10 protein-coding genes are annotated in these 12,337 nt (G+C 29.7%); 5 read left to right on the top strand and 5 right to left on the bottom strand.

Translation table 11 applies throughout. The features are described from left to right. Positions 1 to 3: 3 nt before the first annotated feature. A complete protein-coding gene (gene trm5b, locus JH146_RS05210; protein WP_048202010.1) occupies positions 4 to 1,014 on the top strand; it encodes a tRNA (guanine(37)-N1)-methyltransferase Trm5b in 1,011 nt (336 codons plus the stop codon). Between the two features lie 19 nt (positions 1,015 to 1,033). Beyond that, positions 1,034 to 2,569: a replication factor C large subunit gene (locus tag JH146_RS05205; protein WP_048202009.1), complete on the top strand. Its 1,536-nt coding sequence runs from the start codon at positions 1,034 to 1,036 to the stop codon at positions 2,567 to 2,569. Positions 2,570 to 2,571: 2 nt separating this feature from the next. On the opposite strand, the gene JH146_RS05200 is transcribed toward JH146_RS05205, so the two are convergent. The 4 genes from JH146_RS05200 to JH146_RS05185 form a co-directional block, all read right to left on the bottom strand. After that, positions 2,572 to 5,406, bottom strand: coding sequence for a DNA polymerase domain-containing protein (locus tag JH146_RS05200; RefSeq protein ID WP_394296455.1), 2,835 nt, complete (start codon positions 5,404 to 5,406; stop codon positions 2,572 to 2,574). 162 nt (positions 5,407 to 5,568) lie between these two features. Beyond that, on the bottom strand, positions 5,569 to 7,428 hold the full coding sequence (locus JH146_RS05195; protein WP_048202007.1) for a molybdopterin biosynthesis protein: 1,860 nt from the start codon (positions 7,426 to 7,428) through the stop codon (positions 5,569 to 5,571). Continuing rightward, positions 7,428 to 8,087, bottom strand: coding sequence for a 2-phospho-L-lactate guanylyltransferase (cofC, locus tag JH146_RS05190; RefSeq protein WP_048202006.1), 660 nt, complete (start codon positions 8,085 to 8,087; stop codon positions 7,428 to 7,430). The genes JH146_RS05195 and cofC overlap by 1 nt, the downstream gene beginning before the upstream one ends. A 24-nt stretch (positions 8,088 to 8,111) precedes the next feature. Next, complete coding sequence (locus tag JH146_RS05185; protein ID WP_048202005.1) at positions 8,112 to 8,732, bottom strand: MBL fold metallo-hydrolase; 621 nt, start codon at positions 8,730 to 8,732, stop codon at positions 8,112 to 8,114. Positions 8,733 to 8,819: 87 nt separating this feature from the next. On the opposite strand from JH146_RS05185, the gene JH146_RS05180 reads away from it, so the two are divergent. Then, complete coding sequence (locus JH146_RS05180) at positions 8,820 to 10,217, top strand: hypothetical protein (RefSeq protein WP_048202004.1); 1,398 nt, start codon at positions 8,820 to 8,822, stop codon at positions 10,215 to 10,217. Between the two features lie 2 nt (positions 10,218 to 10,219). Here JH146_RS05180 and JH146_RS05175 read toward each other — a convergent pair whose 3' ends face one another. Continuing rightward, on the bottom strand, positions 10,220 to 10,564 hold the full coding sequence (locus JH146_RS05175; RefSeq protein WP_048202003.1) for an Sjogren's syndrome/scleroderma autoantigen 1 family protein: 345 nt from the start codon (positions 10,562 to 10,564) through the stop codon (positions 10,220 to 10,222). Positions 10,565 to 10,910: 346 nt separating this feature from the next. Here JH146_RS05175 and JH146_RS05170 point away from each other — a divergent pair, with 346 nt between their 5' ends. Next, on the top strand, positions 10,911 to 11,558 hold the full coding sequence (locus tag JH146_RS05170) for a flagellin (protein WP_048202002.1): 648 nt from the start codon (positions 10,911 to 10,913) through the stop codon (positions 11,556 to 11,558). A 54-nt stretch (positions 11,559 to 11,612) separates the two neighbouring features. After that, positions 11,613 to 12,284 (top strand): flagellin, encoded by a 672-nt coding sequence (locus tag JH146_RS05165; RefSeq protein WP_048202001.1) that lies wholly within the window; start codon positions 11,613 to 11,615, stop codon positions 12,282 to 12,284. Positions 12,285 to 12,337: the final 53 nt, after the last annotated feature.

Here is a 12,337-nt window from a genome sequence, read left to right as displayed (position 1 = left end):
TCTATGCCACTCTGCCTAAAAATAAACAAAAAACATGGTGAGCAAACGAGAAGAATATTAATAGAAAATAACTTATTAAACAAGGACTATAAAATAACATCCGAGGGAGATTATCTCTATTTGCCGATAAAAGATGTTGATGAAGAGATTTTAAAAAGTATTTTAAATATTGAGTTTGAGTTAGTTGATAAAGAGCTTAAGAAAAAAGAAATAATTAAAAAACCAAGTTTTAGGGAAATAATATCAAAAAAATATAGAAAGGAGATTGATGAAGGTTTAATATCCCTCTCTTATGATGTAGTTGGTGATTTAGTAATACTGCAAATTTCCGATGAGATTGATGAAAAAACAAGAAAAGAGATTGGAGAATTGGCTTATAAATTAATTCCATGCAAAGGAGTTTTTAGAAGAAAGAGTGAAGTTAAAGGAGAGTTTAGAGTTAGAGAGTTGGAGCATTTAGCAGGAGAGAATAGAACTTTAACAATCCACAAAGAGAATGGTTATAGGCTTTATGTTGATATTGCAAAAGTTTATTTCTCACCAAGATTGAGTGGAGAGAGAGCAAGAATAATGAAAAAGGTTACCTTAGATGATGTAGTTGTTGATATGTTTGCTGGTGTGGGGCCGTTTTCAATTGCCTGTAGAAATGCTAAAAAAATCTATGCCATAGATATAAATCCACATGCAATAGAACTTTTAAAGAAGAATATAAAGTTAAATAAATTAGAGCATAAGATAGTACCAATATTGAGTGATGTTAGAGAGGTCGATGTTAAAGGAAATAGGGTTATAATGAATCTGCCAAAATATGCCCATGAGTTTGTTGATAAGGCATTGGATATTGTAGAAGAGGGAGGAGTTATACACTATTACACAATTGGAAAAGATTTTGATGATGCAATAAAATTATTTGAGAAAAAATGTGATTGTGAAGTTTTGGAAAAAAGAATAGTTAAGAGCTATGCACCAAGAGAATATATATTAGCTTTGGACTTCAAAATTAATAAAAAATAAATTTAGTTAGGGATTGTTTATGTTAAGTTGGGTGGAAAAGTATAGACCAAAATCATTGAAGGAAGTTGCAGGGCATGACAAAGTTAAAGAGAAATTAAAAACATGGATTGAAAGTTATTTAAAAGGAGAGAATCCAAAACCAATCTTGTTGGTTGGTCCCCCAGGCTGTGGAAAGACAACTTTAGCTTATGCCTTAGCCAACGATTATGGATTTGAAGTTATTGAACTCAATGCGAGTGATAAGAGAAATGCTTCAGTTATAAAAAAAGTTGTGGGACATGCTGCTACATCATCATCTATCTTTGGCAAAAAATTTTTAATTATATTGGATGAGGTTGATGGTATTTCAGGAAAAGAAGACGCTGGAGGAGTCTCTGAACTCATAAAAGTTATAAAGAAGGCAAAGAACCCAATAATTTTAACTGCAAATGATGCCTATGCTACATCAATAAGGAATCTTCTACCTTATGTTGAGATAATTCAATTAAATCCAGTACATACAAATTCTGTCTATAAAGTTCTAAAAAAGATAGCTGAAAAAGAGGGACTTGATGTGGATGATAAAACATTAAAGATGATTGCTCAACATTCAGCTGGAGATTTAAGAAGTGCAATAAATGATTTAGAGGCTTTAGCTTTATCTGGAGATTTGAGTTATGAAGCTGCCCAAAAATTGCCAGATAGGAAGAGAGAGGCAAATATATTTGATGCTTTAAGGGTTATTTTAAAAACAACTCATTATGGAATAGCTACAACTGCATTAATGAATGTGGATGAAACACCAGATGTTATAATTGAATGGATAGCTGAAAATGTTCCAAAAGAATATGAAAAGTTAGAAGAAGTGGCAAGAGCTTTTGAATATCTTTCAAAGGCAGATAGATATTTAGGTAGAGTGATGAGAAGGCAAAACTATGGCTTTTGGAAGTATGCAACAACGCTAATGACTGCTGGTGTTGCTCTCTCAAAAGATGAAAAGTATAGGAAATGGACGCCTTACAGTTATCCAAAGATATTTAGATTATTGACACAAACAAAGGCAGAGAGAGAAATATTAAATAAAATATTAAAGAAAATTGGTGAAAAAACACATACTTCATCAAAGAGAGCGAGATTTGATTTGCAAATGCTCAAAATCTTAGCTAAAGAAAATCCATCTATAGCCGCTGATTTAGTTGATTACTTTGAAATAAAAGAAGATGAACTGAAAGTTTTAGTTGGTGATAAATTAGCTTCTGAAATCTTGAAGATATTAAAAGAAAAGAAAAAATTAGAGAGAAAAAAGAAAAAGGATAAAGAGAAATTAGAGAAAGAAAAGAAAAAAGAAGAAAAAGCTAAGGAAGAGCAACCACAGCTAATTATACAACCTAAAGAAGTTAAAGAAAAAGAAGAGATAAAGGAAGTAGAGAAAGAGGTTAAAGAAGAAACTAAAGAAAAGATAGGGGAAAAACCAAAGGTTGAAGAAGAAAAAGAAACTAAAAAAGAGAAAAAGAAGGAGAAGAAAAAGAAAGAAGATAAAGGGAAACAATTAACATTAGATGCTTTCTTCAAATAAATTTATTTAAACAAAAATCTGTCTAAGGTTAATTGAGCCCCTTCTTTCTTCAACTCATTTTTTGAAACTCCAACTGCTTCCATAATCCTCAACACAGGAGGCAAAATTTGATTATCAATATAGTAATTAACATCCACATCCTCAATATCAACTTCTTCTGGGAGTTTTGCCCTCTCACTTATAGATTTAGTTCCTTTAACTATTATATAACCAATAATATCCCCGACTTTTATTCTCTTCCCTTCTCTCATCAATTTTTTAGCAATTTCAACATGTGGAGCTGTGGTTTTATACTCCTTAGGGTCTTTTGTTAGTTGAGTATAGATTATTAAATCCTCTTTTTTTATCTTCTTTTCTCTCAAATCTTTAATAACATCTTGAATTATTTTTTTAGCTTTTTCTATGCTACCTTCAACTAATAATGTTTCTAAAACCTTTCTTTGAGTTATCTTTGCTATATTTGACCAATCTCTTCTAACAAACTCAAGACCTTTAACTGTAACTCTTCCATTTTCATCAATTAAGGCGTATCTCTTTTTAGTAACAAATATACCTCTTTTAAAGTATCCCTCAAATTCTAACTCCATAGTGCCGGGTAGTTTTGAGTTTATATAATCAACAAATTCTAAAGCTTTTTTTATTAACTCATCTTTACTAATTTTTTCTTTCCAAATCGCATAGAAACCGTCAGTATTATGGACTAAAATTCCATTTGCAAAGAATCTGTGAGTGTCTTCAACCTCAATATCATAAACATAGCCATTGTAGTTAATTTTTTCAACTTTTTTTACATTTACAAAGTTATATTCTTTAAGATTTTCATCTAAAGCTATTAAACTAATATTTTTCTCTTTAATTTCAGTAGGTTTTATTTCAATGAACTTTTTGTTTTTATAGCCAATTAGTGAGTGGTCTTCTGTAACATCTATATGCCAACTGTTGGTAATCCAGACTCTATAAACCTCTTTATTTGCCTTATGTCTCATAACGTAAGGCACTTTTTTCCAAACTAATTTTCCATTGTCATCTAAGGTTAAGGCATATACACTGTTTAAAATGCAATATTCTTTCTCTCCAACTGTGTAATCAACTTTTTTAAACAAATCTTTAATTTTTATGAATTTTATTTCATTATTTATCTTAACTATAATTTCTGTATCTTCAGTAACACTATCAGCATATATGACCTTAAATCCAAATTTTTCAGCCTCTTCCATTGTTTGCTGTATATATTTCCTTCCTAAGTAAGTAACAACTTCTGCACATTCTCTGCTGTAAAATCTTGCTCTTGGGAAAGCTAAATAACCATAATGACTATTAGCCAAAATCTTTAAAGATTTCTGCTCATAATCTAAAAGATTATATTCTTCATTTATTTCTTCAACATCTTTCATTTTTTTCATTTTTTTCTTAATTTTTATTCTTCTTTCAATTAAATTTCTTAATGTTTTTGGAATCAATCCCTCTTTCTTTTTACAAAACCAATGCCCTAAGATTTTTTCACTGATATCTTTACAACACTCACAATCTAATGTATCTGGGCTTATATTGTATGAAATAATTATTGAGGGGTAAAGGCTTCTAAAATCCATACTAATTATGTCTTCAAACATCCCCTTTTCTGGTTCTTTGACGTATCCTCCTTCATAAGTTGTTGATAATCTCCTTCTATACTCTTCTTCATCTGGTTTATTTGGAATCATCATATTTTCTTTAAATGCATTTTTCATTAGTAGATATTCAACCATCTGCCCAGAAGTCATCCTTGTAATTTCAAATAATGTCTGATTAACTATCCTTGAGAACATAACCTCCAATGGAAAGAAGTAGTTTCCAACTTTGTATGTGTATTTAGCATCTTGTAGGGAATATTCAATTAGATTTTTATCATTATTTACCCAATAATCTACAATCTTTGTATGCGGAATTTTTAGCTTTTCAATTCCAAATAAATTATAGACTACATCTTCTAAAGTATATTTTGTTAATTTTAGCAATCTCCTTGATATTGGATATAGGTCAATATGAACTCTTCCTGGAATGTAGCTTCTATACTCCATACCTCCTCTCTTTATTTTCAACTCCTCCTTATCCCTTCCCAACTCAATATTTATCCCATAAAGTTTAGCCCTCGCTTTTAAATAAGGAAAATCAAAGTTATCTCCGTTGTAAGTGTAGATTATATCATACTGCTTTAATGTTTCAATGATTCTTTTAATCAACTCTTTCTCATTTTCAACTACTTCTATATTTGGATGGTCAAATTCTTTGTAAGTTACAACCTTCCCTCCATTCTCATCCCAAAAACTTGCCATTAAAATAGGATCTCTCTCTGGGTCTGGTTCAGTATCTCTATTATAAACTTCCATATCAAAAGCAACAGCCTTTAATTTGGGAATTTCAATGCTTACAGGTTTTTTATTTTCAAAATCCCAATATGTCATTGGAATTATCTCATTGTCTATCAAATATCTTTTAGCAAATGGAATATCATGCTCATAAATCTCTTTAACAATTGGGCATTCTCTAAGTTTTCTAAGTTTTGGAACTTTTTGTGGATGAGTTGCTATAATTTTAATAACCTCTTTTTCATTTCTAAGAATAATTTTTTTAACAACCTCAATATTTTCAACAAACTTTAATAAATCATTTTTTAAAAGAAAATCTTTTATTGTCTCAATATCTTCATCTTTAACTTTATCTTTATTTAATTCAACGTAAAAATATGGCTTAAAATCCCTATCTTTTAAAATAGAGTTAATTAAGTAGAGATAAATGATTGCTCTATCATCAACAGTTTTATATGTGTTGTCTATCAAAGTATCAATTTTTTCCATATCCATCCCCAATAAAAAATAATATTTAGTAGCCATTTAGAGGATTATGTTAGTTCTTTGCAAAACATTTTGGAATAAGAAAGGTATATAATGAACGCCTTCTATAAGAAGGCGTTCAATCTTCCTTAGTTAATTTTAATAACTTTTGCAAAGAACTAATTTTTATCCTTCCCATATAATTTTTCCACAATTATCTGGCTTTTTGAATGGTAATTTGGCTTTTTTTAAGGCATCAATGAATTTCTTCACATCTTCATCATTAAATCTATCCTTCCTAATTAAGAAGTCATAATGCTCATTAGCTAATGGAATAAACTCTAAACCATACTGCTCTGCAACCGTCTTTATCCCCAAACCAATATCTGCCTTTTTCATTGCTATAGCTGTAGCAACTGCTGAATGTGTCTTTGCCTCTATATTGTAACCTTTAATCTCTTTTGGATTAATTTTGTGTTCTTTTAAAAATTTATCAAATAGTATTCTTGTTCCAGAGCCTTTATTTCTATTTATGAACTCTAAGTTATAAATATTTTTTACAATTTCTTCTATTGTATTAAAGCCTAATTCTTTCCTAAACATAAATCCTTGCTCTCTAATATAGCCTCTAACTAATACAGCATCTCTAATTTTATATCTCTCTAAAAATGGAATATTATAAATGTTTGTTTTTTCATCCAACAAATGAATTCCAGCTATATCTGCTTCTCCTCTTTTTATTGCCAATAAACCTCCCAAAGAACCAACATTTATCGTCTTTGCCAATAACTTTGCCTCTTTTAAAATTATATCTACTCCAATACAATGGCTGCCAATAATATTTAATCCAACTTTAACATCTCCAAATAGATGAACCTCTACAGTTTCATTTTCCAAAATTTCTTTATTTTCATCAATAATTACATATCCATCTGCTTCTGCTAAGGAAGTTATAGCTCCACTTCCCTTAGTTATTGGATAAGCTGAGAATCCATTTTTATGCTTAACTAAAATAACTGGCAAATATTCCGTTCTTCCTTTTGCTGATATATGTCTTTGTGGGAACTCTGCCTTTATAACATTTTTTTCATCTCCAAAGAACACATCAAATATAGTTAGGCATGAAGTAGGATAGCCAGGCAATCCTACAATTAACTTATTATCAATTTTTCCAATTATCGTTGGTTTTCCTGGCTTTATCTTTATTCCATGAACTAAGATTTCCCCACCAAGCTCTTTTATAGCTGTTTCAGTTAAATCCCCTACACCTGCAGAAGTTCCCCCACTTAATAGGATTATATCACATTTTAATGCTTTTTTAATCTTTTCTTTTAAATCCTCTTTATCATCTTTGGCTATTCCAAAGAATTCAAAATCGTAGTTAAGATTTTTTATATAAGATGCTAAAGTGTAAGAATTTATATCATAGATTTTTCCAAACTCTAATGGTTTTTCTGGGCTTATAATCTCATTTCCAGTAGATATTATTCCAAATTTTAGTTTTTTATAAACTTTAACTTTACTTCTACCTATAGCTGACAAAACACCAATATCTCTTGGTGTTAATTTGGTATTTTTTCTTAAAACAAGCTCTCCAGCCATTATATCTGAGCCAGTGAATTGGATGTTCTCCATTGGCGGGACTGCCTTGTATATCTTAACTCTATCATTATCTCTTTCAGTGTATTCAACCATAACAACAGCATTAGCTCCTTTTGGAATTATTGCCCCTGTAGCTATCTCAACACACTCTCCATTATTTATTTCTAAGTTTTTAATCTCCCCAGCTTTTAAAGAGCCAATAACCTTTAACTCTACTGGATTGTCTTCATCTGCTTCATAGGTATCTTCTGCTTTAACAGCATAACCATCCATCTTTGCCCTATCATAAGGTGGGACATCTATATTAGAAAATATATCCTCAGCCAAAACTCTCCCAACTGCACTGAATAAATCAACCTCTTCAACCTCATTTTTTAATTTTTTTAAATGCTCATTTATTATAGATTTTACTTCTTCAATACTATGTAAAGTTAGATATCTCATCATCTCCCTCTTTTAACCACAAATCTTCCAGCTGATGAGTGCTTTGGCTCTACATCAATTCCTAAGCTTTTTAGATAATTTTTTGTGTATGTATCATTTCCATGAATGAATATCTCTCCCAAATCCTCTGGTGTATTGATATCAACAGAGATTAAAAAGGAATCATAAATGTAATATCTTAAATTTCTCTTTTTTGCCTCTTCTAAATGTTTTAAAAAACTGAAACCTTCATATTTCATTTCAATCAAATTTTTTGACTTTAAATATAATAGATTAGTCCCTCCTCCTCTTGATGGACATATAATCATATCATAATCCTTGGAAAGCTTTAAAATATCATTAATATGCTTTTTCTTAATTAATGGGATGTCTGCTGGGATTATCATAACTTCTTCATCCTCAATTTCCTCAAATGCTTGTTTTATTGCATTGTTTAATCCTTTATATTTTTCTTTAATAGTTTCTGCTTTTAATTCATTTTTAGCAAAATTCAATATTTCCTCATCTTTACTAACAATAACAACATCTAAACCTTCTAAAGCTTTTCTAATATCTCTAAGCATATTTAATAACAAATTTTTTCTCTCTTCATTGCTTAAAAACTCTGATAATCTTGTTTTTAGTGAGTTTATTGGTGATACAGGGATTAGAACTTTCATTTTTATCCCAATGACTGTTTTTATTTATATAAAAAGCCTTGCATAGCTAAAAGCCATCCTATTTCCAATTTCTCCATGTCCGGGATATAATTTGTCTATATTTCTTTCATTGGCTATTCTTTCTAATGTATTTATAGAGTTTCTTAGCTCAATAATATTTCCAGTAGGTAAATCCCATCTTCCTACTCCATAAGCAAAGATTGTATCTCCAGTTATTAAATTATTCTCATAGATTATTGAAATAGAGCCATAAGTATGCCCAGGGGTTCTTATAACCTCTAAACCATAGTTTTTTAACTCTTCTTCAATTTCAGATAGTGGGATTATTTCTTTTGGTGGATTGAGTTTAGCTCCAAATAAGGATGATACAGTAACTTCATCTCCATTTTTTAAATGCTTAACTTCTTTATCTTCTATTACTGTTGGGCAATTAAAATGCTCTTCAATTAAATAATCTGCTGATGAGTGGTCAAAATGGCAATGAGTATTTATTATTAAGTCAATATCTTTTATACCATTTCTTTCTAATTCCTCCATTAATATGTTAAATGTCCCAGAAGTTCCTGGGTCTATGAGAATATTTTTCTTTCCAATTATTAAGTAAGAGTTTGAGCTGTAACCATATCCATTAAGTTTTAGAATCATTCTATCACCAACATAATTTTGGCTAAGATATAAATATTATCAAAAACTTAAGTTAATTAAATCTTTGAATATATTTTGGTGGGGGTTATGATAGCTCTTTCCATTTCAAGTGGTTATTTACTTGATAGTAATTATAGTGAGTATTCCTACTATATATTAGATGAAGATGAGAATTTTCTTGTTTTTGTTATATGTGATGAGCCAAATGAATTGAGGTATGGATTTAAGATATCCGAAATTTTTTCAAGAACATTTTGTACTGAGGTTTATAACAACAGATATATAACTAACTTAAAAAATCTTATAGAAGTTGGATTCTATGAAGGATTTAAGAGGATAGATAAATTTTTAAAACAGAAAGAAATTGACTACGATAATTTAAATATATCCATTGCTTGGGGAATATACAGAAATGGAAAATTAATGTTATTTTCTTTAGGAAATTCACCTGTGTTTGTTATTGATAAAGATTACTGTTTATACTGCCCTTTTGATTTGGATGATAACTATAATCTAAGATATTGGGAAAAATTTATAAAATTCAGTAAATTGATAGAAAATCCAAAAAGTGTTATTGCCTGCAGTAATAAACTCAATGGAAAAGTATTTAAATTTAAAAATGAAAATAATAAGCTAATTGCTGAGCCATTTAAATATAGGATTTTAGACTTGATAAATAGCATAGTATCTAATAGGGAAAATATTGATAAAATAAGAGAAAGATTAAGAAATAATCTAAATTTAGATAACAATACACCTCTTTTTATTGTATCTTTTGATGAAAAACCAATAGATGATAAACTTGTTAAAGTAGGAAAGCCAAAATTAAAAATAGAGAAACATGAGCATATATTAGAAGATAAAAAAGAAATATCTCAAAATATTGAATTAAAAATAATTAAAAATGTTGCATTAGTGTCTATTCTAATTTTAATTGTTATATTGGGATTGTTTGTAGTGCTACACTCTAAAAACTCAAATAATTACTATAGCGGCAATATTATTAATAACATTAGTGATAACTTATTATACCAACCAAATATTTCGAAAATCTCAACAATAAATGTAGATAATAAAAAAGTTAATAAAAAATTAATAAATATTTCCAATAATTCGTCACCAATTATCAAAACAACATCTTCTTTAAATACAAGTGCTGTATCTAATGATAAGGATAGTTTAAAAATTTTAGTAAAGTTTCAAGTGGATAAAATTTCAAAAGGTACCGATTATATACCAATATCCATAATTTTCCCAGAACAAGGATATTATTACATATCAATAAAATCAAAAAACAACAACATAGAATTAGTTGATGTAAAAAATGGAAATGTCCTATATAAAAATGCTACCTCAATTGAACTTTTTGAGGAAATTAAGGAAAAAGAAAAAACTTATAATTTAATTGTTAGATATAATAATCTCAAAATCTCTCCAGAAGAGGGAATAGATATTTCAATATCTAAAATAAAAATAATAAAATAGCTTTATTCAATTTTCTTTTTGATTTTAATTAGTACATATAATGCTTCACCTATTTCTTTAATTCTGCCAATTTCACTTTCATCTTTTAGTTTCATTGCTAAATAATTTATTTTTTCTATTAATATTCTATTAATATCTACTTTTTTATCGACTGCTTTACTATCACGTTCTATTTTATTTTTTTCAATTTCTTCAACTTCATTTTTAAATTTCTCACATACTGGACAATATGTCTTTCCATCCTTTTCAAATAATGGATAACCACATTTTGGACAATGAGTTGAGAGCATTTTTGCTCCTTTCAATAATTCGTTAGATAGGGTTTTTAATATTTCATTATCTTCCATACTCTCACCTAATTATAATTTATATAAATTCATAAATATTAAGTATACTTTAATTTAATATTTAAATCTTCTATTATTTATTCTTATTCATAAAATATTTATAAAATTTAGCATAATTATTACGTTATTATTACGTTAATTTGTTATTTAAAATTCGACTATCGTTTACATACATAAATCACTACATAAACACCGATAAAACCGAATACGTAATAGATTACGCAAAAAGAATATATTTTAAGAAAATTACAGTATATATCGAAGGTGGATTGAGGGTTGTGTAGGGGAATTGTGTGGGGGAATATACTATAGCAATATGAGATAATAATGTGTCAGGTGATACAAAATGAAACTTCTTGAATTCCTAAAAGGTAAGAAAGGGGCTATGGGTATAGGGACTTTGATAATCTTCATAGCTATGGTCTTAGTAGCTGCAGTTGCAGCAGCTGTCTTAATTAACACAAGTGGATTCTTGCAACAAAAAGCAATGGCTACAGGTAAGGAAAGTACTGAGCAAGTTGCAAGTGGTTTAATGTGTATAGGCGTTACAGGACACTATGATGGAACTAACGGAATTGATAGGATTGCCATCTACGTAACTCCAAATGCAGGAAGTGCTCCAATTGATTTAAAAGAGGCAAAATTGTTCTTGACATACGATGGTGAGTCACACACTTTGACATACAACGGTACTACAACTCAGACATTAGGTGTGTCAGATATATTTGGTACATCAGTTGGAGATTGGTCAAACGCAACTGCTAAAGGATACGTTGTTGGAGTAATTCAAGATGCAGATGGTTCATTAGATGATGGAGTTATTAACAAAGGGGATATTGCTGTATTGCTTGTAAATGTATCACAAGTATTTGGTAAAGAAATACCAACAAGAGCAGAAGTTTCAGGACAGTACCAGCCAGAGTTTGGAGCTCCAGCAGTTATTCAATTCACAACACCAGCCGCATACACAAACACCATAATTGAATTACAATAAATTTAAATAAATCTTAATTAAATAAATATAAAATCTACTTACGGGTGATACAAAATGAAACTTCTTGAATTCCTAAAAGGTAAGAAAGGGGCTATGGGTATAGGGACTTTGATAATCTTCATAGCTATGGTCTTAGTAGCTGCAGTTGCAGCAGCTGTCTTAATTAACACAAGTGGATTCTTGCAACAAAAAGCAATGGCTACAGGTAAGGAAAGTACTGAGCAAGTTGCAAGTGGTCTTTCAACACTTAAGGTTTTAGGAATTCTTAATGGTGATGCTACAGCAGTAGATGGATTAGCAATCTTAATTACTCCAAATGCTGGAAGTGCTCCAATTGACTTAAATCAAACAAAGATATTTATTACAGATGGCGATAAAAAGGCAGTATTATACTATAATTCAACTGCATATAATAATTTAACAGGTGGGGGAGAAGTTACTAATACTACTCTCGAAGCATGGGAGAACATTTCTGTTACAGATAAAGCACAGTTTGGAATTATAGTCATACAAGATTCAGATGGTTCATGCAAGCAAAATACTCCAGTAATCAACAAAGGAGATATCGTTGCTTTAACAATAAACGCTACTAAAATTGGTCTTAACTTAGATCCAAGAACAACAGTAACTGGTTCAGTAGTTCCAGAGTTTGGAGCTCCAGCAGTTATAGAATTCACAACACCTGCTACATACTTAAGCACTCAAACTGTAATACAACTTCAATAAGCCCCTAATTTAATTTTTTTAAATTTTCTAAGAAAACTTATTTTATATTGAGG

The organism is Methanocaldococcus bathoardescens, from assembly GCF_000739065.1.
GTDB classification, from domain to species: Archaea; AGJL01; Methanococci; order Methanococcales; family Methanocaldococcaceae; genus Methanocaldococcus; species Methanocaldococcus bathoardescens.
Note: the sequence above shows the minus strand (reverse complement) of the source record. Positions and strands in the feature narration are given on the sequence as shown.